This window comes from Cupriavidus sp. 01L415 (assembly GCF_056400065.1).
Window position 1 is genome coordinate 1 of sequence record NZ_JBFTSP010000028.1, and the last position, 24,640, is coordinate 24,640.

The 24,640-nt window shown below is 66.4% G+C and carries 23 protein-coding genes and 1 pseudogene; 11 read left to right on the forward strand and 13 right to left on the reverse strand.

The genetic code is table 11. The features are described 5' to 3' along the window. The 4 genes and pseudogenes from AC1DOX_RS25655 to AC1DOX_RS25670 form a co-directional block, all read left to right on the forward strand. Positions 1-453, forward strand: a pseudogene (locus AC1DOX_RS25655) (GntP family permease); the annotation flags it as partial. 10 nt (positions 454-463) lie between these two features. After that, positions 464-1,240, forward strand: coding sequence for a 3-hydroxybutyrate dehydrogenase (locus tag AC1DOX_RS25660; RefSeq protein ID WP_441622992.1), 777 nt, complete (start codon positions 464-466; stop codon positions 1,238-1,240). A gap of 257 nt (positions 1,241-1,497) precedes the next feature. Further along, complete coding sequence (locus AC1DOX_RS25665; protein ID WP_441622994.1) at positions 1,498-1,635, forward strand: hypothetical protein; 138 nt, start codon at positions 1,498-1,500, stop codon at positions 1,633-1,635. Between the two features lie 175 nt (positions 1,636-1,810). Continuing rightward, positions 1,811-2,128: a hypothetical protein gene (locus AC1DOX_RS25670; protein WP_441622996.1), complete on the forward strand. Its 318-nt coding sequence runs from the start codon at positions 1,811-1,813 to the stop codon at positions 2,126-2,128. A gap of 50 nt (positions 2,129-2,178) precedes the next feature. Here the strand turns inward: AC1DOX_RS25670 and AC1DOX_RS25675 are convergent, their stop codons facing one another. Next, on the reverse strand, positions 2,179-3,357 hold the full coding sequence (locus AC1DOX_RS25675) for a phytoene/squalene synthase family protein (protein ID WP_441622998.1): 1,179 nt from the start codon (positions 3,355-3,357) through the stop codon (positions 2,179-2,181). A 205-nt stretch (positions 3,358-3,562) separates the two neighbouring features. Between AC1DOX_RS25675 and AC1DOX_RS25680 the strand changes: the two genes are divergently transcribed. Both AC1DOX_RS25680 and AC1DOX_RS25685 read left to right on the forward strand, forming a co-directional pair. Next, positions 3,563-3,796, forward strand: a complete 234-nt coding sequence (locus AC1DOX_RS25680; protein WP_092142769.1) for a CDP-diacylglycerol pyrophosphatase — start codon at positions 3,563-3,565, stop codon at positions 3,794-3,796. 35 nt (positions 3,797-3,831) lie between these two features. Beyond that, a complete protein-coding gene (locus tag AC1DOX_RS25685; RefSeq protein WP_441623000.1) occupies positions 3,832-4,674 on the forward strand; it encodes a CDP-diacylglycerol diphosphatase in 843 nt (280 codons plus the stop codon). A 34-nt stretch (positions 4,675-4,708) separates the two neighbouring features. On the opposite strand, the gene AC1DOX_RS25690 is transcribed toward AC1DOX_RS25685, so the two are convergent. From AC1DOX_RS25690 to AC1DOX_RS25710, 5 genes are all read right to left on the reverse strand, one after another. Then, positions 4,709-5,665, reverse strand: coding sequence for an MBL fold metallo-hydrolase (locus AC1DOX_RS25690; RefSeq protein WP_441623002.1), 957 nt, complete (start codon positions 5,663-5,665; stop codon positions 4,709-4,711). A 61-nt stretch (positions 5,666-5,726) separates the two neighbouring features. Beyond that, positions 5,727-6,833, reverse strand: coding sequence for a porin (locus AC1DOX_RS25695; protein WP_441623004.1), 1,107 nt, complete (start codon positions 6,831-6,833; stop codon positions 5,727-5,729). Between the two features lie 42 nt (positions 6,834-6,875). Continuing rightward, entirely contained in the window at positions 6,876-7,172 is a 297-nt protein-coding gene (locus AC1DOX_RS25700) for a XapX domain-containing protein (RefSeq protein ID WP_441623006.1), read from the reverse strand. Between the two features lie 170 nt (positions 7,173-7,342). Then, positions 7,343-8,806, reverse strand: a complete 1,464-nt coding sequence (locus AC1DOX_RS25705; protein WP_441623008.1) for an aldehyde dehydrogenase family protein — start codon at positions 8,804-8,806, stop codon at positions 7,343-7,345. A 128-nt stretch (positions 8,807-8,934) separates the two neighbouring features. Beyond that, the gene (locus AC1DOX_RS25710; RefSeq protein ID WP_441623010.1) at positions 8,935-9,870 is read right to left on the reverse strand and encodes a LysR family transcriptional regulator; all 936 of its coding nucleotides are present in this window, start codon (positions 9,868-9,870) and stop codon (positions 8,935-8,937) included. A 211-nt stretch (positions 9,871-10,081) separates the two neighbouring features. Here AC1DOX_RS25710 and AC1DOX_RS25715 point away from each other — a divergent pair, with 211 nt between their 5' ends. Beyond that, positions 10,082-11,035 (forward strand): tripartite tricarboxylate transporter substrate-binding protein, encoded by a 954-nt coding sequence (locus tag AC1DOX_RS25715; RefSeq protein WP_441623101.1) that lies wholly within the window; start codon positions 10,082-10,084, stop codon positions 11,033-11,035. 199 nt (positions 11,036-11,234) lie between these two features. Here AC1DOX_RS25715 and AC1DOX_RS25720 read toward each other — a convergent pair whose 3' ends face one another. The 4 genes from AC1DOX_RS25720 to AC1DOX_RS25735 all read right to left on the reverse strand — a co-directional run bounded on the left by AC1DOX_RS25720 (position 11,235) and on the right by AC1DOX_RS25735 (position 16,137). Continuing rightward, positions 11,235-12,854, reverse strand: coding sequence for an MFS transporter (locus tag AC1DOX_RS25720; RefSeq protein ID WP_441623012.1), 1,620 nt, complete (start codon positions 12,852-12,854; stop codon positions 11,235-11,237). 5 nt (positions 12,855-12,859) lie between these two features. Continuing rightward, positions 12,860-13,321 carry a DoxX family protein gene (locus AC1DOX_RS25725; RefSeq protein ID WP_441623014.1) on the reverse strand — a complete coding sequence of 154 codons (462 nt, stop codon included), beginning with the start codon at positions 13,319-13,321 and terminating at the stop codon, positions 12,860-12,862. Between the two features lie 34 nt (positions 13,322-13,355). Continuing rightward, entirely contained in the window at positions 13,356-15,299 is a 1,944-nt protein-coding gene (locus tag AC1DOX_RS25730) for an amidohydrolase (RefSeq protein WP_477101562.1), read from the reverse strand. A 151-nt stretch (positions 15,300-15,450) separates the two neighbouring features. After that, positions 15,451-16,137, reverse strand: coding sequence for a hydrolase (locus AC1DOX_RS25735; protein WP_092142736.1), 687 nt, complete (start codon positions 16,135-16,137; stop codon positions 15,451-15,453). 412 nt (positions 16,138-16,549) lie between these two features. On the opposite strand from AC1DOX_RS25735, the gene AC1DOX_RS25740 reads away from it, so the two are divergent. The 4 genes from AC1DOX_RS25740 (at position 16,550) to AC1DOX_RS25755 (ending at position 21,482) form a co-directional block, all read left to right on the forward strand. After that, positions 16,550-17,602 (forward strand): S1 family peptidase, encoded by a 1,053-nt coding sequence (locus AC1DOX_RS25740; RefSeq protein WP_441623018.1) that lies wholly within the window; start codon positions 16,550-16,552, stop codon positions 17,600-17,602. A 2-nt stretch (positions 17,603-17,604) separates the two neighbouring features. Then, the gene (locus AC1DOX_RS25745; protein ID WP_441623020.1) at positions 17,605-18,321 is read left to right on the forward strand and encodes a hypothetical protein; all 717 of its coding nucleotides are present in this window, start codon (positions 17,605-17,607) and stop codon (positions 18,319-18,321) included. A gap of 239 nt (positions 18,322-18,560) precedes the next feature. Beyond that, positions 18,561-19,784 carry an MFS transporter gene (locus AC1DOX_RS25750; protein WP_441623022.1) on the forward strand — a complete coding sequence of 408 codons (1,224 nt, stop codon included), beginning with the start codon at positions 18,561-18,563 and terminating at the stop codon, positions 19,782-19,784. Between the two features lie 156 nt (positions 19,785-19,940). Further along, on the forward strand, positions 19,941-21,482 hold the full coding sequence (locus AC1DOX_RS25755) for a methyl-accepting chemotaxis protein (protein WP_441623024.1): 1,542 nt from the start codon (positions 19,941-19,943) through the stop codon (positions 21,480-21,482). A gap of 27 nt (positions 21,483-21,509) precedes the next feature. Here the strand turns inward: AC1DOX_RS25755 and cyoD are convergent, their stop codons facing one another. From cyoD to cyoB, 3 genes are read right to left on the reverse strand one after another with little or no spacing between them, the layout of a single operon-like run. Continuing rightward, a complete protein-coding gene (gene cyoD / locus AC1DOX_RS25760) occupies positions 21,510-21,941 on the reverse strand; it encodes a cytochrome o ubiquinol oxidase subunit IV (RefSeq protein WP_092142722.1) in 432 nt (143 codons plus the stop codon). Then, complete coding sequence (gene cyoC / locus AC1DOX_RS25765) at positions 21,938-22,594, reverse strand: cytochrome o ubiquinol oxidase subunit III (RefSeq protein WP_441623026.1); 657 nt, start codon at positions 22,592-22,594, stop codon at positions 21,938-21,940. The genes cyoD and cyoC overlap by 4 nt, the downstream gene beginning before the upstream one ends. Then, positions 22,587-24,590 carry a cytochrome o ubiquinol oxidase subunit I gene (gene cyoB, locus AC1DOX_RS25770; RefSeq protein WP_441623028.1) on the reverse strand — a complete coding sequence of 668 codons (2,004 nt, stop codon included), beginning with the start codon at positions 24,588-24,590 and terminating at the stop codon, positions 22,587-22,589. Before cyoB ends, cyoC begins: the two co-directional genes overlap by 8 nt. Positions 24,591-24,640: the final 50 nt, after the last annotated feature.

Below are 24,640 nucleotides of genomic sequence, written 5' to 3' on the forward strand. Positions count from 1 at the left end.
GCCGTGGGCGGCGCGCTGCTGGCGTCGATGAACACCGCCTCGGAGTACGGCTTCGGCGGCGTGATCGCGGCGCTGCCGGGCTTCCTGGTGGTGAGCGACGCGCTGCGCAGCATCCCCAACCCGCTGGTCAACGCGGCGGTGTCGGTGAGCACGCTGGCGGGCATCACGGGCTCGGCCTCGGGCGGCATGAGCATTGCGCTGGCGGCCATGTCGGACGTCTTCATCCAGGGCGCGCAGGCCGCGCAGATCCCACTGGAAGTGCTGCACCGCGTGGTGTCGATGGCCAGCGGCGGCATGGACACGCTGCCGCACAACGGCGCGGTGATCACGCTGCTGGCTGTGACCGGCCTCACGCACCGCGAGTCCTATCGCGACATCTTCGCCATCACCGTCATCAAGACGATGGCCGTGTTCTTCGTGATCGCCGTGTTCTACCTGACCGGCCTCATCTAAGGAATTTCTCATGACGAACCTGCAAGGCAAGACAGCACTGATCACCGGCTCCACCAGCGGCATCGGCCTCGGCATCGCCCTCACGCTGGCCGAAGCCGGCGCCAACATCGTCCTGAATGGCTTTGGCGACGTGGACGCGGCGCTCGCCGCGATCGAAGCCGCCGGCGCGCGCGCCGTGCATCACCCGGCCGACATGCGCCGTCCGGACGAGATCGAAGCCATGGTCGCCCTGGCGCGCGAGCGCTTCGGCGGCGTCGACATACTCGTCAACAACGCCGGCATCCAGCACGTGGCGCCGATCGAGGCATTTCCGGTCGACAAGTGGGACGACATCCTCGCGATCAATCTCACCTCGAGTTTCCATACCTCCCGGCTGGTGTTGCCGGAGATGCGCGCGCGCAACTGGGGACGCATCGTCAATATCGCGTCGGTGCACGGCCTGGTGGGGTCGACGGGCAAGGCGGCCTATGTGGCGGCCAAGCATGGGCTGGTCGGCCTGACCAAGGTGACGGCGCTGGAGACGGCGCGCACCGGCGTCACCTGCAATGCGATCTGCCCGGGCTTTGTGCTGACGCCGCTGGTCGCGCAGCAGATCGCCGATATCGCGGCGCGCGACGGCATCACCACGGAAGCGGCGCAAGCCCGCCTGCTGTCGGACAAGCAGCCGTCAGGCCAATTCGTCACGCCGAAGCAACTCGGCAACCTGGTGCTGATGCTCTGTTCGCCGTTTGGGGATGAAGTGCGCGGCGCCGCATGGGCCGCCGACGGTGGCTGGACCGCGCAATAGGGCTGCTATTACACCTTTGCGTGACACCTCGCCCCATGCAAAAAACGCGCTCCGGAAGGGCGCGTTTTTTGTTGGGCGACGGTTGAGTATTCGTCGCATGGCGGGAGCGAAAAATGCCTTTTGCAGCGCAATTTTCCGCGCTTCGACCGACCGAAGCTGACTTCGAGTTCAGGGTTTATACTGACCCGGCACCGCGCCGGATCGGTCCCCAAATGGCTGGCTGACCCGACCGCGTGAGGTGCTTCCGCCGCCCTATCATGAACAGACGCTTTCTCCTTTTCTGCGCCACGGCCTGGGCCGCAGCCGCCATCCTGATACTCGGACAAGACTCCGTTGCCCTGGAGGCGCTGAGCGGCGTGATGGTGCTAGCCGGCTTCGACCTGCTGCGTCCGTGACGGGAACCAGCACAGCCACCCCGCGCACGCCGCGGGGCATGGTTTTGCTGCTTTGCAAGAATTCACGCGGCATGCACGGCGAGATATGGCGGTTTGGAAATCGGGGAGCTACGCTTATTGTTGGCCCGTGCGCCCTGCGCGCGCGATGATTTTAATGAACTGGCAGGAGGTATCCATGAAGTTGATCACCATGGCTTTGGCAGTTGCGGTTTTCGTCCCCGGGATCGCAAGCGCGGCGGGTCCGGCAAATCCTGCCGACCGTTACGACTACAACATGCGGACGACCAACAAGGACGGCTACGTCCCCGATCCGGCCCGCGCCACCAACAAGGATGGCTACGTCCCTGACACCGCGCGCTCGGGGGACAAGTTCGATCCGTACACGCAGGGCGCGAAGCAGAGCACGTCGTCGGCGCTGACGGATACGAAGAGCACGACCAAGAAGTCCGGCAAGTCGCACAAGAAGGCGCCGGCTGCCGCCGCCACGCAGTAAGCCGCAATTTTTGCCGCGGCACGAGAAGCCCCGCCTTGTGCGGGGCTTCTCTATTGCGATCGGGACAGACGCGCCTCGATGCGTCCGATCAGTCCTTCCATCCAGCCGCGTAGCATGAGGTCCGACGCTACCAGCGCCAGCGAGCCGGCGATCACGCGGTAGACCTTGCCGCGACGGATCTTCGAGACCCTGGCCCGGTCGAGCCATGCGTCGTTGTCGACGAGCAGCAGCAGCGTTTCCAGGCCGATCAGGATCGGCCACAGGCAGGCCAGCCGCAGGCGCGGGCTGGTGCGCGGAATGGCCAGCGTGTACGCCATCGCCGCGCGGAAATGGTCGAGCGCCACGCGTACCAGATCGAAGAGCATGGGTTGGGCGCGCCGGGAGTTGTTCGCATGCAGCAGATCCCCCGGCTGCAGGCCGAAGCGCTCGAGCACCGCCGTCGGCAGGTAGCAGCGGCCGATGCGCAGGTCCTTGCCGCAGTCGCGCAGCACGTTGACCATCTGCAGCGCCTTGCCAAAGCGTACGCCGCGATCCAGCATCACGGCGGGGTCTTCCTTCAGCGTGCCCGGCAAATGGGCATACGTCATGGTCGTCCAGAACTCGCCCACGCATCCGGCCACCAGATAGGTATAGCGGTCGAGGTCGGCCATGCCCGGCAACGCCACGACTTGCCCGGAGCGTTCGTCGGGGAACGTGCGCAGATCGAACTCCATGCCCTCGGTGAGCGTGGTCACGATGCCGCGCACGGCGGTGCGGTCCGATTCGTCAAGCTGTGCCAGCACGTCCAGCGCGGGCCCGAGCGACTCCAGCAGGACTTTCTCGTCCGATAGCGTCTGCTGGCTGGCGACCTCCGCGATCAGGCGCTGCGCCAGCGCACCGTGGTCGTCGATGCCGTTGACGCGTTGGCGCAGCATGAGCAGCAGGTCGAGCCGTTGCGCCGGTGGAATCAGCGACGTGTCCGCGATGGTGTCCGCCGCGCGCGCCAGCAGGTAAGCGAGGCCCACCGGATCGCGCATGCCCGCGGGCAGGATCCGCAGGGTGAGGTAAAACGAGCGGGAAACCCCTTTCAGCAGCGGGCCCAGCAGGAAGGCCCGGTTCGGATTTGGCATGGAGCGGTCAGGACACGATTGGACGGATGCGGCAAGAGGCGCATTGTAGCCGCCAGCACTGTGTCCCCGGCATCCCCGGCGTCTTCGGTATCGGCACCTGGACGACGTTGTCATCGCCATGCTCCCCCCGAAGTGTCAACTGGCGTGGCGTGCGCGCCACGTCGGGAAACCCCGCATTCCGGCCGGAAATCCAGTCCGGGCGCGGCAGTCTGACCAGTCCGGGAATGGAAGGGTCCACCTGCGCATTCCGGCGCGCACGCCGTCATGGCAATGTCACGGCAAGGCGCGCATAATTTCCTGTATCTGGGCTCAAGGATTGACACTGATGCGCGTGACGATTCGAACCACGACGATTCCCGGATCCCGCGACCGGGCCGCATTGCACCAGGCGGCTGTCTACCTCAATACCGAGGAGGACGCCACGCCGCTGATGGTCAGCGACTGGAGTCAACGTGAACCCGAGGCATTCCTGGCCGCCCAACGCTGGGCCCGCAGCCAGGACTATCTGATCTCCAATCCCCGGACTGGCGCGTACTACGGCGGCCGCAACGCCCGCTGACCGCTTCTGCCTGCTTCCGTCCCCGACGACGTTCCGTGAAACGCCTTCTGTTGTCGTGCCTGTTGCTGGCGATGTCGGGCCCCATTTGGGCCGATGCAGGCCTTCTGGAAAGACTGGTCGGCGGCTTCTCGCGGGACGGGCTGTGGAAGAACGTGCAGGCACGTTGCCTGACGCCTCCGGCGCCGACGCACCCTGACTGCGTGGTCGTGGATCGCCAGCAGGGCTTTGTGCTGTACAAGGACGCCATCGGCGCATCCCACTACCTGGTCATTCCCGACCAGCCCGTCACGGGCGTGGACGATGCCCGCATCTGGGGCGATGCCGCGCAGCCCAATCAGTGGGCGTTCGGCTGGGACGTACGCGGCGCCGTGGCCCGCGCGGTCGGCAAGCCATTGCCCGATACCCTGCCGGGCCTCGCGATTAATTCGAAGGCCTCACGCAGCCAGGACCAGCTTCACATCCATCTGGATTGCATCAGCGAGGCTGCCCGGGATTTCCTGTCGGGCGGCAGCGGCCCCATCGATACGCGCTGGCGCGACCTGCGCTTCCGGGGCCGGTCCGTGCGCGCGATCCTGATCCCGGCGACGCAGCCGACGCTGGCCGTCAATCCGTTCGACGTGGTCAGGCAGGGCCAGGACGCGCCGGCCACGGCCAACATGGCCGACCGTGGCGTGTTCATGGCGTACGTACGGCAGCCCGGCGGGGTCTCGGGGTTTGTCGTCGTCGACGATCCCGTGGACAAGGCAGTCGGCAGCACCGGCCATGCCAGCGACTTCCTCGACCGGGGCTGCAAGCTGGCCCGTGCGTTGCCAGCCGACGGCGACCGGCAGATCGGCGGGCAACAAATCGGCGAGCGGGAGGCCGCACCCACGCGCTGACGGGTGCACCCAGCCTTGCGCCGTCCGATCCGTTTCAGCGGACCTCGGGCGGCAGCGGAATCCACTCGTAGCCCGTGCCGTTCTTCTGCTTCTGCACATAGCCGATGCCGGGGAACGCCAGATGCGCAGCGGCGGCGGCGTAGCCATCCTTCGCGGCGGCGTCGAAGGCCAGCTTACGCTGGCGCACGGCGTTGCGCGGATCGACGTCGAACTTGATGGCCACGGCCGGATGCGAAAACTGCACAGCCGCCACGTGGATCAGGTCCCCCCAGAACACCATTTTCTTGCCCTTGCTTTCGAGCACGTAGATCGTGTGGCCGGGCGTATGGCCGTGGGTGACCACGGCGCGCAGGGTCGGGGCCAGATTCGTATCGCCGGAGAATGTCTGCAGCTTGCCGGCGGCACGATACGGCGCCATCGCGGCAATCGCGGACTCGAAGAAGCCCTTGTCGTCGCCGGTGGCGCGGCTCAGGTTGGCTTCGCTGAGCCAGTAATCCACCTCCTGCTGGTCGGCGCGCACCACCGCGTTCGGGAATGCGCGCTCGCCGTGACGGAGCAGGCCGCCGACGTGGTCCGGATGCAGGTGGGTCAGGTAGATCTCGTCGACCTGTTCGGGCTGGTAGCCGGCGGCTTTCAGGTTGTCGGCCAGCTTGCCCAGTGTGGGGCCGAAGAACTGCCCGGCGCCCGCATCAATCAGGATCAGCTTGCCGCCCGTGTTGACCAGGAAGCCATTGAAGGAGGTAGGCGTGGGCACCGCCAAGTGGTGGTACGCCAGCGCCTGGCTGATCCGCTCCGGGCCGATGTTCAGCAGCAACTGGTCCACCGGCAGCACGGCGGAACCGTCCGACAGCGCGGTGATTTCCGCATCGCCGATCTGCGTGCGGGCAAAGCCCGGCGATGCGCCGCCCACTTGCGGCGCGGCGGCGCTGGCGGTCAGGGAGGCGGCGGCAAGCGTGGCACAGGCCAGCGCGCGGCGAAGCGTGCGGATCATCGGTGTCTCCAGGAGAGATGAGGGCGTGCGCCCTGCTTGCGCAGGCCGCATCGTCAATGCGTCAGAAATTGTGCCGCATGCCCAGCGCGAATGTCTGCGGGTCGGCCCCGGCACGGATGCCCAGCTCGTTGATCGCGAAATCGTAGATGGCATTGCGCTTGTTGTCGATGCGGCTGTAGTAGGCAAACAGCGCGGTACGTTTCGACATCGGATAGTCGTAACCCACGGTCAGCTGCGTGGCGCCGGTTTCCGCGCCGCTCCGGAAGAAGCCGATGGTGTCGACGGACGACCCCGTGCCGTTGGCGGCGAACGCAAAGCCGATTCGCACGCTGCCGGGCCCTAGCTTCTGCACCAGCGAAGTGTAGTACGCGTTGCGCTGCAGGTCGCCGGTGTCCGTGCGGTAGTGCAGGTGTTCGTAGACCGCGGCGATGCGCGTGCCGGTGAACAGCTGGTAGGCCACGCCGACTTTCAGCGCGTCGTCGTTGCGTCCGGCGGCCTGGTAGTGCTGGTGGATCTCGTAGGCCACCGTGGCATTCAGCGGGCCACGGTCATAGACCGCCGCGGCCGAGTACAGCGCCGGATTGCGCGGCACGGTGGTCTTTTCTTCCGGCAAGCCCCAGCCCAGCCACAGGCTCATGCCGCCCCATTGCGGCGAGCGATACTGCAGGATGTTCTTCTGGCGCCGGTCGAAGGAACTCGTGTCTTCCACGTTGTTCGAGCTCGACGTCGACCCGTTGCTGATCAGCGCCATGTAGCCGGCGGTGGTCGGGTAGTACGGGTCGTACGCCATCGTCGATTCGGTGTAGGGCGTGTGCCAGTGGCCCATGAACAGCAAGCCGTAGTCGCCCTGCAGGCCGACGCGCGAATTGCGCCCGGCGATCTGCCCTTGCCCGGTATCCATCGACACATTGCTTTCGATCTGCCAGACCGCCTTCAGCGTGCCGCCGAGATCTTCCTCGCCGCGCAGGCCGAAGACCGAGCGGTTGTTGGTCTGGCGCACCACGCTGCCCAGCGCGGTGCCATCCGTGGCGGTGCTGGCACGGCTGTATTCGATGGCCGTGTTGATGCGGCCATAGACGGTGACGGTACCGTCGGCCAGGGCCGGCGCGCTGGACACGGCCAGGCAGAGCGCCGCCAGCCGGGCGAGAGGTGCGGGAGGGCGTGGCATCGGCGCGGACGGCTGCGTGGCGTGGGATGTCAGTGCGGGACGTCAGTGCGAGCGGTCGGATTCCGGCGTATGGACATCGGCGGCATCGCGGCGGGCCACCAGCGTCGTCGGCGGCGGCGTCCCGGTGATCTTGGGGACGCATTCGGTCCGGAACCACGCGGTCGTCACGGGCTCGCCGGCCATCATCCGCTTGATCGGCGGCACCACCTGTTCGCCAATCAGCATGCCCAGCAGTCCGATCAGCGCCACGGCCGGCGGCGCGGGTGATCGGACCTGCATCAGCGCGTAGATGATGCCGACCAGGATGCCGGCGCCAAGGGAGACAAGGTAGACCTTCATCGGGAACTCCATGCGGGGGATAGCGATGAGAGCATGGTAGGTGTTTCAGCCCGGCGCGACTACGCGTCAAACGCCGAGCACAGTGTTCGTGAACCGCAAGCGATGGCGTCAACGGGGGGCTCGCCGAGGCCGGTGAGGCCCGCGCCGTCGGGGTGAGCGGGCGGCCTGCGCTAGCGCACGAAATGCGGTGGGATGCCGGCATCCACGTTGATCCACACCGAGCGCGCCTCGGTGTAGTCGCGCATGGCCTCGAAGCCCATTTCGCGGCCATGGCCGGATTCGCCCATGCCGCCGAACGGGCTGGCCGGGTGAACGCGCTTGCAGCAGTTTATCCAGCACATGCCTGCGCGGATGTCGCGGGCAAAGCGATGTGCGCGCGACAGGTCGCGCGTCCAGAGCCCGCTGCCGAGGCCGTGGGGCGTGTCGTTGGCCATCGACAGGGCTTGCTCGTCATGGCAAAAGCGCATCACCGTCACAAACGGGCCGGACACTTCCTCCTGCGCCGCGCGGTGCTGCGGCTGCGCTTCCACCAGCGTCGGCTCGACATAGAACCCGTTGGCCAGTGCCGCGTCGCCAGGCGCCTTGCCGCCGGCGATCACCCGCCCGCCCTGGCTGCGCGCAATATCGGCGTAATGCAGGATGCGATGGCGATGTGCTGCCGAGATCAGCGGCCCCATCTCGGTCTCGGGGTCCATCGGGTTGCCCAGCCGGATCGATCGCGCCAGCGCCGCAAAGCGCTCAAGGAACGCATCGGCGATCCTGTCATGCACGATCAGCCGGGACCCGCCAATGCAAGCCTGGCCGTGATGGTGGAAGATGGCCCACGCGGCACCCTGCACGGCGGCGTCCAGGTCGGCGTCCTCGAACACGATGTTCGCGCCCTTGCCGCCGAGCGCCAGCTGCACGCGCTTGAGATTGCCGCGCGAGGCCTCCACGATGCGGCGCCCGGTTACCGTCGACCCGGCAAACGCAATCTTGTCCACGTCCGGATGGTTGGCCAGGCGCTGGCCGGCCGTGTTGCCGCCCCCCGTCACGATATTGACCACGCCCGGCGGAAAGCCGGCTTCGGCCACCAGTTCCGCCACGCGCAGCGCGGACAGCGGCGTCAGCTCCGACGGCTTGAACACCACGGTGTTGCCGGCGGCCAGCGCCGGACCCATCTTCCAGCCCGTGAACATCAACGGGAAGTGCCACGGCGCGATCTGCCCGACCACGCCGATCGGCGCGCGCACCACGTAGTTCAGGAAGCCCGCCTCGACGGGGATGACGCTGCCTTCGCACTTGTCCGCCATGCCGGCGAAGTAGCGGAAGCAGGCGGCGGTGCGCGGCACATCCAGCGTGCGCGTGTGGCGGATCGGGTGGCCGGTGTCGCGCGACTCGAGCACCGCCAGGTTTTCGCGGTCGGCGTCGATGGCGTCGGCGAGCCTGCCCAGCAGCCGGCCGCGCTCGCTGGCGGCCATGCGCGACCAGGCTGGCTGCGCCCGCCGCGCGGCGGCGATGGCCACGTCCACGTCGAGATGCGAGGCTGCGGCGACTTCGGTGATCAGGCTCCCATCGTGTGGGTTGACCACCGGGAGCGTTTCCCCATCGAGGGCATCGACAAATCTGCCATCGATAAAGAGCTGGTTCTGCATTGCACTGTCTTCCTGTCGGATGGGCGACACGCGCGCACCCGTGCGTGGGGGGTGACGCCATCTTGGACAGGCAGGCGCGTGCGATCAACAGCGCAGCCGCGATTGCTCAATTCGCGGTTCGCAAATGATCAGTTGCCGGGCAGCCAGCCGCGTTCAATCAGAGGTACGTCCCAGGGTGGGTCGCCTTGGAAGCAACTGGCGAGGAAGTCGACCAGAACACGCACCTTGAGTGCCTGCCGTTGCGTGGCCGGATAGACCGCCGAAAACGAAAGCGGCGGCAGCGCGTAGTCCTGCAGCACGGGTGCCAGCGTGCCGGCCATCAGCTCGTCGCCGGCCACCAGGCTGGGCAGGCAGACGATGGCGGCGCCGGTCAGGGCGTAGTCACGCAGCAGATGCACCGAGTTGGTCCGCATCTTGGCGCTCAGCTCGACTTCCGTGGTGTTGCCGTCCTTGAGGAACTTCCACTTGTTGCGCGTGGGGTAGGCCGAATACAGGGCTACCGGCAACATCGTCAGGTCGCACGGCTGCACGGGGGCGCCGTGTTTTTCCAGATATTCCGGCGCCGCGCAGAACATGCGGCGAACCGTGAACAGCCGGCGCTCGATCAGGGAATCATTCAGGGCCGGGAAAATCTGGAACGACACATCAACACCGTCCTCGATCGGGTTGCCCACGCGGTCGTTGACTACCACGTCGAGTTCGATGTCGGGATATTTTTCGGTGAATGCCGTCAGGATCGCCGCGAAATGGCGAATGGCGAATCCCGGCAATACCTGGATGCGCAGCCGGCCCGCGGGAGAGGCCCGCAGGTCGCGCATCTGGTCGGTCAGGTCGGAGAGGTCAGCCACCATCTCCGCGCAGCGGCGGTAGTACGTCTCGCCCACCTCGGACAACCGCACGTGCCGCGTGCTGCGGTGGAAAAGCGGCGCGTTGATGTGCTTTTCCAGTTGCTGCACGCGATGGCTGATCACGGAATTCGTCACGCCGAGCTGGCGGGCGGCCTCGGCAAAGCTCAAGGTGTCGGCCACGCGAACAAAGGCCTCGAAGCTGAGGAAGCGATCCATCTGTGAAACCACCAGTGTGAAATGTTGTGAAGCGACGCGTTCAGGCGTCGATCGAATGCTAGCATTATGACCAGTCAACAAACAAGGATTAATTGGATTAAATTGATTCGTGCAGTGTTGCCTTTATATCAATAATTGAATTATGGCGTCGACATTATGTTTGTCGCCCGGGATATCGCGCGCGAGCATGAATCGTTTGATTATTGTGATAATGATGTGCGTATTATTGTCGCCATTATCTTCCGCCTATGCCCAGGCGTATCCGGCCAGGCCGGTCACGCTGATCGTGCCGTTCGCACCCGGGGGGGTGGTCGACAAGACGGCGCGGCAGATCCAGGACGGCGTCAGCCGGCGGCTGGGCCAGAGCGTGGTGATCGAAAACCACGGCGGGGCGGGCGGGACCATCGGCTCGGGCATCGTCGCGCGCAGTGCCGCTGACGGCTACACCATCGGCCTGGTCTACGACTCCTACGCAACCGAGCCGCTGGTCTATCCCGATCTGTCATACCGGGCCGGGCGCGACCTGACCGGGGTGTCCTACATGGTCCGCGCGCCGATGGTGCTGGTGGTGCCGGCCAACTCGCCGTACCGGACACTGGCCGACTATGTGGCGGCGTCGAAAAAGACGGGGCTGTCGTACGCCTCCGTCGGCGCCGGCAGCTCCAATCACATGACCGCCGAACTGTTCCATGAGACGGCGGGCAAACAAGGCCCTCACCCCTCCCACGCCCCCCTTCACGTTCCATACCGTGGCGGCGGCCCGGCACTCAACGCCCTGCTCGGCGGCCACGTCGATTCCATGTTCGCCAGCCTGCCGCTGGTGTTGACCTATATCGAATCCGGCAAGCTGCGCGCGCTGGCCATCAGCGCGACCGCACGCCATCCGCGTCTGCGCGGCGTGCCGACGTTCGCGGAGACCTATCCTGGCTTCGTCACGTATTCATGGGTGGGGATGATCGCACCGGCCCGTACGCCGGCGCCCGCGCTGGCAATGCTGGCTGCGGCCGTGCACGACACGCTGCGTGACCCGGCCACGTCGCAGCGGCTGGCGGAAGATGGCTTCGAGGTTGTCGCCGGCGGCCCGGACCAGATGAATGCGCTGGTCGGTATGGACACGGCTCGCTGGGCGCAAGTTGTCCGCGGCCGCGCGATACCACTTCAGTAGGAGGTCGTTTCAAAACGATCCTGGCGTCGTTGCGCGGCCTTGCCGTACCACTTGTACTGTCCGCGGCCACACCCTTGCAGGGCGCGTATGCGCTCGCAGGCGCATACCGCTACGCAGGCGGATCACGTGCGATCCGAAACCCCTGCTTCGCCCTAGCCAGGACCGCTTCGCTTCATTTTGAAACAACCTCTAAGTGAATTTACTTAGCTGACTTGGCAGGTAGTCCCACGCCCAGCAGGTGCCGCACGCGCGGTGGCTGGGCGCCGGTGTGGTAGCGCGTGACGTCGCGCTGCAGGTCGGCATCGGCATTGGGCACGCGCTGGTGCTGGCGCAGGTGCTCGGCCCAGGATTCCACGAGGAACCACTCGGTCAGCAGTTCCGGATCGGCCGGGTCTTCCATGACGCCCCAGTTGAACGCGCCGTCGCGCAGGCGTTCTTCGGACAGCTTGTGTACCGCACGCAGGAAGGCATCGCGGTCCTGCGCGGCGATGCAGTATTCGATCAGGATCATCACCGGCCCCCGGTCGTGCGCGATTTCTCCCGCCATCTCCGGCTCCGGCCAGTGGCGCGCGGGGCCCAGGTCTTCCTCGCCGCGCGGCAGCCGCATCCGGTGGAGCACTAGCGCCGCCACCATCAACCCGGCTGCGGCGATCAGCAGACCACGTGGCGTGCCAAGCTCCTGCGCAACGAAGCCCCAGACCAGGCTGCCCGCCGCCATCGCGCCGTTGAAGACCATCTGGTAGACCGCCAGTGCGCGGCCTCGCACCCAGTTGGGCAGGATCGCCTGCGCCGCGCCGCCCAGCGTGGTCAGCGCCATGATCCACGCGGCGCCCAGCAGCAGCAGCAGCGGCAGCGCGATCCACACTGGCGGCGCGGCGGACAGGGTCGCCATGACCAGCGACGTGACGATGGCCGACAGCAGCACCAGCCCGTCGGCATCGAGGCGCCGCTGCAAGCGCGGCATGATCAGCGCGCCGAGGATCGCCCCCATGCCGACGGCTCCCAGCAGCACGCCATACAGGCTGGCGCCGCCGTGCAGCAGCTGCCGGGCCACGAGGGGCAGCAACGCCCAGACGCTGCTGCCGAAGGCGAAATGAACGGCGGCCCGCGCCAGCACCACGTGCAGTTTGCTGTGCGCCCGCGTGAAACGCAGACCGGCGCGGAACGCGCCGAAGAAGTGTTCGCGCAGCGGATCGGTGGCGCGCACCGGACGCTTCCACCAGAGCAGCGCGCCGACCACGAAGACATAGCTGACCAGATCGAAGCCATACGTGGTGGCCGCGCCGAAGGCCGCCAGCAACAGGCCGCCGGCGGCGGGGCCGATGGCGCGGGCGATGTTGACGCCCAGTGCGTTGAGCGCCACGGCGCGCTTCAGGGTGTTCTGCGGCACCAGTTCCGGCACGATCGATTGCCACGTCGGCCCCATCATCGCCGCCCCAATCCCGCCGAGGAATGCCATGCCGATCAGGATCTCGATGGTCAGCGCCTGCCGCGAGGCCAGGATCATGAGCGTGCCGCTGACCATCGCCATGCCGAACTGGATCGCGATCAGGAAGCGCCGGCGATCGAGGATGTCCGACAGCACGCCGGCGGGAATCGCCAACAGGAATACGGGGAGCGTGGCCGCCGCCTGGATGGTGGCGACGGCAGCGGGCGACGAAGAGAGGTCCGTGGCCAGCCACGCGCTGGCCACGTCGCGCATGAAGCTGCCAATGTTGCCGAGGATCGTCGCGACCCACAGGACAGCGAACGTGCCCTGGGCCAGCGGCGCGAAGGTGCCGCCCCCGGTGGGCGCGGTGTCGGCGGCAGGGCTGGTCATGAGGCTCAGCCTCCGGCGCGAGATCGGACGCGCAGGTCGTGCCAGGCGACGAGCAGGAAGCCGCCGACGAGACCGAGGTGCTCGAAGAAGGCGTTGGCCAGCATGAACTGCGCCTCGGGCGGCGCTTGCCAGAAGCGATTGGCCATGAATGTCGCCGCCAGCGTGAAGACGCCCAGCGCCAGTGCGCCGAGCCAGCGGTAGAAGCCCGTGAGGATCATCAGCGACGCCCCCAGCTCCAGCACGATCACCGCCGCCGCCATCGGTGCGGCGGGCGACAGGCCGAAGTGCTGCATCTCGGCGATGGCGCTTGAGAAGTCGAACAGCTTGACGAGTCCGCCCTGCAGGTAGGCGGCGCACAGCAACAGCAGCGCCACCCAGCGCAGCCAGCGCGGCAGGCGGTGGGAGCCGTCGCCGGCCGCAGCCGGCTGTAGGGAAGAGGAAGAAGGGGAGGGCGTTGATGGGGGCATGGCCGGTCTCCGCGTTGACGGCGTCGTGGATTGGTCAGAACGCCCAGCACGAGCAACCCAGCGCGCCCCAGAAGCTGCTCTCGTCCGCGGTCGGCACACTCGACGTCCACGCCTTCGCGTGCGCATGGCCGTGCACGCCGCAGGAACTGGCGCAGCCGCACGCGGTGTTCAGCGCCATTTGCTTTGCCTTCGTCTGCGGGCGCGGCTGGTACTGGCTGCCGTGGCGGGCTGGGGACCAGTCCGGCATGGCCGGCGGAATCTCCGGAGACAGCTTGCCGAACTCGCCGTCGCCATACACCACCTTGCCGCCGAGGATCGTCATCACCGAGGTGATGTCCTGGATCTCGTCGCCCGGCACCGCGAAGTAGTCAGCCGACAGCACCGCCAGGTCCGCCAGTTGGCCCACCTTGATCTGGCCCTTCTTGCCCACTTCGGAGGAGAACCACGTGTTGGCTTCGGTCCACAGCCGCAGCGCCGTGTCGCGATCCAGCAGGTTGGCCTGCGGATACATCGACAGACCGCCGACGGTCTTGCCGGTGGTCAGCCAGTACAGCGACACCCACGGGTTGTAGGACGCCACGCGCGTCGCATCGGTGCCGGCGCCCACCTTCACGCCGCGCTCCAGCATGCGCTTGACCGGCGGCGTGGCTTCGGCGGCGCGGGCGCCATAGCGCTCGACGAAGTACTCGCCCTGGTACGCCATGCGGTGCTGCACGGCAATGCCGCCGCCCAGTGCGGCAATGCGGTCGATGTTGCGGTCGGTGATCGTCTCGGCGTGGTCGAAGAACCAGTTCAGGCCGTCGAACGGGATGTCCTTGGCGACCTTCTCGTAGACGTCCAGCGCACGCGTGATCGTCTCGTTGTAGGTGGCGTGCAGGCGCCACGGCCAGCGCTTTTCCGCCAGCAGGCGGACCACGGGCTCGAGGTCGCCCTCCATCGACGGCGGCATGTCCGGGCGCTCGACGCGGAAGTCCTCGAAGTCCGCCGCCGTGTAGACCAGCATCTCGCCGGCGCCGTTGTGGCGATAGAGGTCATCGCCCTGGCCCGGCTGCACCGTCGACGTCCACGTCTTGAAGTCGCTGAGTTCTTCCTTCGGCTTCTGCGTGAACAGGTTGTACGCCAGCCGCACCGTGAGCTGCCCGTCCTTGTGCAGTTCCTCGATGATGTTGTAGTCCTCGGGGTAGTTCTGGTAGCCACCACCAGCATCGATCACGCCGGTCACGCCCAGCCGGTTCACCTCGCGCATGAAGTGGCGCGTGGAGTTTTTCTGGTACTCCGGCGGCAGCTTGGGCCCCTTGGCGAGCGTCGCGTAGAGAATCGTCGCGTTCGGCTTGGCCAGCAGCAGGCCGGTCGGGTTGCCAGCCTTGTCGTGCACGATCTCGCCGCCCGGCGGATTGGGCGTGTCCTTCGTGTAACCCACCGCGCGCAGCGCCGCGCCGTTCAGGATCGCGCGGTCATACAGGTGCAGGATGAACACCGGCGTGTCGGGTGCTGCCGCGTTCAGCTCCTCGATGGTCGGCAGGCGCTTTTCGGCGAACTGGTGCTCGGTGAAGCCGCCCACCACGCGTACCCATTGCGGCGCGGGCGTGCGGGCAACCTGGTCCTTGAGCATGCGCATGGCGTCCGCCAGCGACCGCACGCCGTCCCAGCGCAGTTCCATGTTGTAGTTCAGGCCCCCGCGGATGATGTGCATGTGGCTGTCGATCAGCCCGGGGATGGCTCGTCGGCCGTTCAGGTCGACGACCTTCGTCTGCGCCCCGGCCAGCTTCATGATGTCCTGTCGCGTGCCGACGCCGACGAAGCGGCCATCGCGCATGGCGACGGCGTCCGCCTGCGGGTTGGCGCGGTCGAGCGTGGCGAACTTGCCGTTGACGAGGATGAGGTCAGGCGTGGTGGGGGACATGGCGAGGATCTCCGAGGAGGCTGCCGCGCCGAGCGCGGCGGCGGAGGCGATGAATTGGCGGCGGGTAACGGACATGGGGCTTGGAGGCGCGCGCCGGGCCTCCGTGCGCGGGCAGCAGGAATGTGTTGCGGGAAAAGCCCAGGTGGCGTGCGTGCCGCACACCGCCTGGGCCCAAGGCCGACTTTCGGCCGATTCGTTATTTGGCCTTGTGACCTGGCTTTGTAACTTACTTCGCCGGCACTGCGGCAATCGCCTCGTGCGGCGTGGCGGTGCGTTGCGCGGCCTTGTGCACCATTGTGTAAGCGTAGTCCACGCCCATGCCGTAGGCGCCGGAGTGCTCCTTGACCAGCTTCATCACTTCGTCATACGTATCGCGGTGCGCCCAGTCGCGTTGCCACTCCAGCAGGACCTGCTGCCACGTCACCGGCACCACGCCGGCCTGGATCATGCGCTGCATGGCGTAGTCATGGGCTTCCTTGCTGGTGCCGCCGGAGGCATCGGCCACCATATAGATCTCGTAGTCGCCTTCGGCCATGGCGCACAGCGCGAAGGTGTTGTTGCAGACCTCGGTCCACAGGCCGGACACGACGACCTTCTTGCGGCCGTTGGCCTTGAGCGCGTCGCGCACCTTCTGGTCGTCCCACGAGTTCATCGAGGTACGCTCCAGCAGCTTCTGGTTCGGGAACACGTCGAGCAGCTCGGGGTAGGTGAATCCCGAGAACGATTCCGTTTCCACCGTGGTGATCGTGGTCGGGATATTGAAGATCTTTGCGGCCTTGGCCAGGCCCACGGTGTTGTTCTTGAGCACCTGGCGGTCGATCGACTGCACGCCGAAAGCCATTTGCGGCTGATGGTCGATGAAGATCAGCTGGCTGTTCTGGGGCGTCAGGACTTCGAGCTTCGGGTTGGACATTTGGGGCTCCAGGGTCGGGAAAGTTTGCGGTGAGGGTTGGTGACCACCGTCGTCGCATCTCCACGTCGGCGTCGCCGTGGCGTCTGTGAATAGTAGGTAAGTCCTCCCGATTCGACTACGGAGCCAACGCCAAGCACAGTGTTTGTAGTTTTCGATCAATGGACGGTGGCGATTGCCCGGATCCAGACGCGGGAAGGTGCGGTGGCAATGTCGTGCGAGACATTCAGCAGCCCCTTGCATGTGTTGACGTCGGCACAATGTCCCCCCTTCGGCGGGGAACGACGCGTAAATGCTGTCTTTTCATTTATATTGGCGCCGCCTCTAGCCGTAGAAGGGTCGACTCGCCCCGCTCTCCACCCGCGCGGCGAGTTCAGAACAACAATGAACAAGGCGAATGGGAGCAAGCACAAAAATGGGTCATGACTCCGGATCCGGCGCGTTGTGGCGCCGGTTGAGGTTCGGCATCGCCGCACTGGCGGGCATGGCGGCAACCGGCTATGCCGTCGCCATGGAGCCGGCAGCCATCTTCGAGAAGCGCGCCGCAAGTGTGTGGACGCTCAATGTCCTGGATGCGCAGGGGCAAAGCCTGCGCAATGACAGTGCCATCGTTATCGGGCCAGACCAGCTTGTCACGGCGTGCGATGCGCTGGCGCGCGGCAAGTCCATCACCGTGTCCCGGGAGCGCACCGTGCTGGGCGCACGGCTGGTGCATGCCGATGTGGAGCGCGACGTTTGCCTGATCGAGGCGAAGGGCCTGCCGGCGCCTGCCGTGCAGATCGCACCGGCAGGCACGCTGAGAGTGGGCCAGCGTGTGATCGCCATTGGTGCATCGGGCAGGGACCTGACGCTTGGCGACGGGCTGGTGGCGACGCTGGATCGCGACGATGCCGGCAATATCAAGCGGATAGGACTGACTGCCGCGCTGGCGCAGCGCGCTGGCGGCGGCGGGGTCTTCGACATGGAGGGGCGCCTCGTCGGTGTGCGCGATCTGGACGACGCCCAGGGGCAGCGTCCGCCGGGCGCGGTGCCGGCAGCGTGGATTGCCGAAGCCCCGACGCGCGCGGTGGCCGCGCTGGCGGCGTTTCGCGCGGCCAACGTTGCGGCCGCCGCCGCCGCCCCCGCTCCCGCGTCGCCATCAGGCAGCAGCCGTCGCCTGACCGGCAGCGAACTGAGCGCGCACGTCGCCAAGCTCGGACGCATCACCGTCTACGCGCCGTCCGGTACGGCACTGAACATGAACTTTGCCGCCAACGGCGGGTTCTCCGTGGAGAACACGCGGACCCGCCAGTACTCGGGCGGGCGCGTGCGGGTGGCGCAGGATGCCAACGAAGTCTGCCTGCTGGTCAGCAATCCGAAGTTCGATGACATGCATGCCTGCTACCGCGTGTTGAAGACTGGCGAGACATTCCGCATGCAGTCCGTTGCGAGCCCCTATCACTTCACCTACGCGCGCGGGGATCTCTGAACATGGTGCGATTTCGATTTTCCCGTCGCGGGCCCGTGTGCGCGCTGTTGCTGGCGGCGCTGACGCTGGGCGCGTGTTCGATGCGGACCCGCGTCAATTCCAGCCGCGCGCCCGAGTATGAGCAACGCCCGACGCGCATCTATGTCGTGACCGGGGCGCAGATGGGATATGGCCGGCCGTTTGCGACGGCGTTCCGCGCCAAGTTCCAGGAGCTGGCGTCCCAATGCGGCGTGGAGGCGCAGTTCGAGAGTCCGGCGGATCCGGCGCTGGATCAGGCTGGCCAGCTTGCCCGGGCCAGTGCGAACCGGGCCAACGCAGTGCTGCGTATCACCGGGGCCGCGGGCAGCGCCACGCAGAGCCGCGTGGTGTTCGGCGCCACGCTGGACGACGTGCGCTCGTCACGCAATGCGTGGCGGGGCAGCTTCACCTTCGAGCGCGGCCATCCCGACGTCTCCCTGGCGGAACGCGGCATGGTGTTTGCCGCGGACGTCAGCAACAGCCTGAAGAAAGACGGCATCCTCGCCGGCTGCAGCATGGTGTCGGTTGGCAGAGATGGCCGGATCGATCCGACCATCGCCAGCGTCCAGCGCACGCCGGCTGCTGCGGCAGCCAGTCCGGCCGGCACCGCGCGCGTGGCCAACCTCCCTCCCGGTACGCCGGTTTCGCCAGGCGGAACGACGCTGCGCGATTTGCAGGATTTGTTGCCGGCGCGCGAATAACGGGTGCTTGTCACGCATGCAGGCCGCGTAGAATAGTGGCCTGCACCTTCAGGACGATGGCGTTCGCGCCCCCCGCTATCGTCGGACTCGGACAGTCGGACAGTCGGACAGTCGGACCGACCGCGGTCCGTGCGCGCCGGGCGCAGCATGTCCCCCCATCCTGACGAGCCTCCGAGTTGAACACCCCGGCCAGCGACCGGCGCGATCGCCCCCACCCTTCGAATTTTGTGCAGGATGCCGTGTCCGCCAGTTCCGATGTCGTCGCCCGACGCGGCATCGCCCTCCTGACTTTCGCCTTCATCCTGAGCCAGTTCTACCGCAGCTGCCTGGCGGTGATGGCCCCCGAACTGCAGCACGACTTCGGGCTGTCCCCGGCCGGTTTCGGTGCGCTGTCCTCCTGTTTCTTCCTGGCCTTTGCGGTGGCGCAGATTCCCGTCGGCATCGCGTTCGACCGCTTCGGCGTGGGCCGTCCCACCGCGCTGCTGCTGGGCGTGGGTGCGGCATCGGCCATCGGGTTTGTGCTCGCGCCCAGCGGCACCGTGGCCATGCTCGCGCAGATGGGGCTCGGCCTGGCCTGTGCGCCGGTGTTCATGGGGCTGCTGCACTATGCGTCGGAGCAGCTCTCCGAAAAGCAATACATGCGGGTGGTCAGCCGATCCAATGCGATGGGCATGATCGGCGCGCTGTGCGCCACGGCGCCGCTGGGCTGGGCCTCGCAATGGATGGGATGGCGCCCCGCGATGGGGCTGTCGGCCGTCTGCATGGTCGGGGCCTGCTATGGCGTGTGGCGCTTTGTCCGCGACGAGGGCCATGCCGAGGCACGTCACGTGCCGATGGGCGCGATGCTGGCCGGAAGCGCGAAGCTGCTGGCGCTGCGGCCGTTGTGGACGCTGATTCCGCTATGCGTGGCGATGGCCGCCGGCACGGCATTCCGCAATGCGTGGAGCGGACCGTATCTCGCCAATGTCTATGGCCTGAATGCTGGCACGCGCGGCGTGGCGCTGACGTTGCTGAGCCTTGCCGGCTTTGCCACCGCATTCCTCCTGCCGGTGCTGGTGCGCGGCAGCTCGCTCAAGGCGACGATCGGCGGCTGGGCCTGCCTGGCGATGTCGGGCGGCATCCTGCTGGCGATCTGGCCGGACACCGGCGTCGCTGCCGCCGTCGCGCTGATGGCGCTGCTGTCCACAATCGGCATGCTGCATCCGCTGGTGATGGCGCAGGGCCGTGCGCTGATTCCCGCACCGCTCCGGGGCCGCGGCCTGGGCCTGCTGAACACGTTCGTGTTCCTGGGCTCGGCGCTGACGTCCTGGGGCTTTGGCCTGATCGCGAACGCCGGGCATCTGGGCGGATGGACGGTGCCGGGGACCTATGCGGCGATCTTCCTCTCGGCCGTGGTGCTGGTGGCGCTGTCGCTGGTGCCTTATATCTTCAGCCCCACGGGCCTGCCGACGAAGTCGCGCTAGTGCCTCTTCGGGTTTTCCCTTAAGTTCTTCTGCCGACTGCCGTTAGGGTATCCAACGTCCGTATGTGCTGACATTCAGGCGCAGTGCAGACAATGGAGCGGCCGGGTGCCTTCTGGCGCCACGGCATGCCACTCACCAGTGAATCAGGTAGAAGACATGAAGAATCTCGGTATTGGTGTACGCCTTGGCATCGGCTTTGGCGTGGTCTTGCTGTTGTGCACGCTCATGACGGTGCTGGGCGTGCTGCGCCTGCAGGAAGTGGCCGGACGTACGCACGAGATGATGCAGCAGCCGCTGGCGAAGGAACGCCTGGTCAGCGACTGGTATCGGCTGATGTACGCCAGCGTGCGCCGGACCACGGCTGTGGCGCGTAGCAGCGATCCCACGCTCGGCAAGTTCTTCGCCGCCGAAACCAAGACGTCCGCCGATACGATCGCCGCGCTGCGCGACAAGATCCAGCCGATGCTGACGTCCGATGCGGAGAAAGCCGCATTCCAGAAGATCCTGACGGTGCGCAACCCGTACAACGACTCGCGCGACAAGATCACCAAGCTCAAGCAGGATGGCCTGACCGACGACGCCAACAAGGTCCTGGAGGCCGAGTTCGTGCCTGCCGGCGACGCCTACCTGGGCGAGATCCAGAAGCTGCTCGATATCCAGCGCGAGTCGATCGACAGCACCGCCGAAGAGATCAACCGCATCTACCAGACCGCCCGCAACGGGCTGATCGCGCTGGGCATCGTGGCGCTGGCGATCGGCGTGGCCTTTGCATGGTGGCTGACGATCGGCATCACGCGCCCGCTGCACCGCGCCGTGGGCTTTGCCCGCACCGTGGCCGCCGGCGACCTGACCAGCCGCATCGATTCGGACAGCACGGACGAGACCGGCCAGCTGCTGGACGCGCTGCGCGAGATGAACGACAACATCCTGGGCATCGTGCGCGAAGTGCGTAACGGGACCGAGTCCATCGCTACCGGCACGAGCCAGATCGCCGCCGGCAATACGGACCTGTCGCAGCGCACGGAAGAACAGGCGTCGTCGCTGCAGGAAACCGCATCGAGCATGGAAGAGCTGACCAGCATCGTGCGCCAGAATGCGGACAGCGCCAGGCAGGCCAGCTCGCTGGCCGTGAACGCGTCCGAAGTGGCGACGCAGGGCGGCGAGGTGGTGGGCCAGGTGGTCCACACGATGGAAGAGATCAATGTGTCGTCGCGCAAGGTGGTGGACATCATCGCCGTGATCGAAGGCATCGCCTTCCAGACCAACATCCTGGCACTGAATGCCGCCGTGGAAGCGGCGCGTGCCGGCGAGCAGGGCCGCGGCTTCGCGGTGGTGGCAGGCGAAGTGCGCAGCCTGGCGCAGCGCAGCGCCACGGCTGCCAAGGAGATCAAGTCGCTGATCGGGGATTCGGCCGAGCGCGTGGAGAAGGGGTCCCAGCTGGTGTCGCAGGCTGGCCTGACGATGGAGCAGATCGTCAGCGCCGTGAAGCGCGTGACCGACATCATGGGCGAGATCAGCGCGGCATCCGCCGAGCAGAGCGCCGGCATCGAACAGGTCAACCTGGCCGTCACGCAGATGGATACGGTGACGCAGCAGAACGCGGCGCTCGTGGAACAGGCCGCTGCGGCGGCGGGCTCGCTCGAAGAGCAGGCCCAGCGTCTGAAGGAAGCGGTGTCGACGTTCCGGCTGGCGGCCTGACCGCCACCGGGATCTCGCGGTTGCCGGCTACGGGGCCTTTGGCGGGACCATCGCGCCCCGGGCCGGCAGCTGGTCCGCATGTTGCATGGACGGCATCATGTTGCTGTTCAGGTGGAACATCACCCACAGCGATCCTGTCAGCGTGATGACCACCAGCACCAGCGTGAACATCAGCGACAGCATGTTCCAGCCGCCTTCCGAGTGCGCGTTCATGTGCAGGAAGTAGATCATGTGCACCACGATCTGCACCGCGCCCAGCAGCAGGATGACGATGGCCGTGGTCGACGTCTTGTCGAACACCTTGGCCATCACCAGCCAGAATGGGATCGCCGTCAGGAACACCGACAGCACGAACCCCGTCAGGTAGCCGCCCAGCGTGGCGTGCGGCCCGATCTCTTCATGATGGTCGTGGCCATGCCCGCCGGCGTGGCCCCCCAGCGTGTCCTCATGCGCGCTCATGGCAGCGATCCCATCAGGTAGACGAAGGTAAAGACGCCGATCCACACGACGTCCAGGAAGTGCCAGAACATCGACAGGCACATCAGCCGCCGCTTGTTGGCCGCGATCAGGCCATGCTTGCCGACCTGGATCATCAACGTGATCAGCCACACGATCCCGAACGTGACGTGCAGCCCGTGCGTGCTGACCAGCGCGAAGAACGACGTCAGGAACGCGCTGCGCTGCGGCCCGGCGCCTTCGTGGATCAGGTGCGCGAATTCGTACAGCTCCACGGACAGGAACGCCGCACCCAGCACGCCGGTAATGACCAGCCAGATCTGGGTCGGGGCCACGCGGTTCTGCTGCATCTGCAGCATCGCAAAGCCATACGTGATCGACGACAGCAACAGGAACGTGGTGTTCAGCGCCACCAGCGGCAGTTCGAACAGTTCGGCGCCGCTGGGCCCGCCGGCGTATTCGCGCCCCAGCACGCCGTAGGCGGCAAACAGGCAGGCAAAGACCAGGCAATCGCTCATCAGGTACAGCCAGAACCCGAGCAGTGTGCCGTTCTGCGGATGGTGCTCCTCCGTCAGGTAGAACTGGAATTCGGTGGGCTGTGCGCTGCCGGGCGCCGCGGCGCCGCCCGTGGAGAGGGGGAGGGTCGTGTCAACCATGGCCGGCCATCAGGGTGGTGCGCGAGGCTTCCGTCCGGACCACGTCCTCGGCCGGAATGTAGTAATCGCGCTTGTAGTTGAAGGTATGGACGATGGCCGTGATCAGTGTGGCCGCGAAGGACGCCACCACCAGCCACCAGATATGCCAGATCAGCGCAAAGCCGCAGAGGGTGCTGAGGCCCGCCAGGATGATGCCGGCGGCGGTGTTCTTCGGCATGTGGATGGGAATGAACCCTTGCTCCGGCCGCTGGTAGCCGTACTGCTTCATCTGCCACCAGGCGTCGGCATCGTGGACCAGCGGCGTGAACGCGAAGTTGTACTGGGGCGGCGGCGAGGAGGTGGACCATTCCAGCGTGCGGCCATCCCACGGATCGCCGGTGGTGTCGCGCAGGGCGTCGCGGCGGCGGAAGCTGACGAAGAGCTGGATCAGGAAGCACCCGATGCCCAGCGCGATCAGGAACGCGCCGAACGCGGCCAGCTGGAACCAGATCTGCAGCGAGGTGTCCTCGAAATGGTTCATGCGGCGCGTCACGCCCAGCAGGCCCAGCCAGTACAGCGGCATGAACGCGAAGTAGAAGCCGACAAACCAGAACCAGAACGAGCACTTGCCCCAGAACGACACCAGCCGGAAGCCGAAGGCCTTGGGAAACCAGTAGGTGATGCCGGCCATCAGGCCGAACAGCACGCCGCCGATGATCACGTTATGGAAGTGGGCGATCAGGAACAGGCTGTTGTGCAGCGAAAAATCCGCGGGCGGCACCGCCAGCAGCACGCCCGTCATGCCGCCGATCACGAACGTGATCATGAAACCGACGGTCCACAGCATTGGGACCTCGAAGCGGATGCGGCCGTGGTACATCGTGAACAGCCAGTTGAAGATCTTGGCCCCGGTGGGGATCGAGATGATCATCGTCGTGATGCCGAAGAACGAGTTGACGCTGGCACCGGACCCCATCGTGAAGAAGTGGTGCAGCCACACCAGGTAGGACAACACGGTGATCACCACGGTGGCGTATACCATCGACGCGTAGCCGAACAGGCGCTTGCGGCAGAACGTGGCCACGACCTCGGAGAACACGCCGAACACCGGCAGCACCAGGATGTAGACCTCCGGGTGGCCCCAGATCCAGATCAGGTTCACGTACATCATGGCGCTGCCGCCCTGGTCGGCCGTGAAGAAGTTGGTGCCGACGTAGCGGTCCAGCGCCAGCAGCGCCAGCGCGGCGGTCAGCACCGGGAAGGCGGCGATGATCAGCACGTTGGTGCACAGCGACGTCCACGTGAAGATCGGCATGCGCATCAGCGTCATGCCCGGCGCGCGCATCTTGACGATGGTCACCAGCAGGTTGATCCCCGATAACAATGTCCCGATCCCCGCCACCTGCAAGGACCATATGTAGTAATCGACGCCGACGTCCGGACTGTGGAGGATGCCGGACAGCGGCGGATAGGCCAGCCACCCGGTGCGGGCAAACTCGCCGATGAACAGCGACATCATCACCAGGATGGCGCCACCCGTGGTCATCCAGAAGCTGAAGTTGTTGAGGAAGGGAAACGCCACGTCGCGCGCGCCGATCTGCAGCGGCACGACAAAGTTCATCAGTCCCGTCACCAGCGGCATGGCCACGAAGAGGACCATGATCACGCCATGCGCGGTGAAGATCTGGTCGTAGTGGTGCGGTGGCAGGTAGCCGAGGTTGTCGCCGAACGCCACGGCCTGCTGCAGCCGCATCATGACCGCATCGGAAAAGCCGCGCAGCAGCATCACCACCCCCAGCACGATGTACATCACGCCGATCTTCTTGTGGTCGATGCTGGTGAACCATTCGCGCCACAGGTAGCCCCAGGCGCGGTAGTAGGTCAGCGCCCCCACCAGCGCCAGCCCGCCGATCGCCACGGCGGCGAAGGTGGCAAGCAGGATGGGTTCATGCAGCGGGATGGCCTCCCAGGAGAGGCGGCCAAACATCGTCGTGGCGAGATCGGAGCGCTCGGGCATGGTCGTTACCTGGGCCGGTGGCCGATGAAAATTGGCGAAAGCGTTTCGGG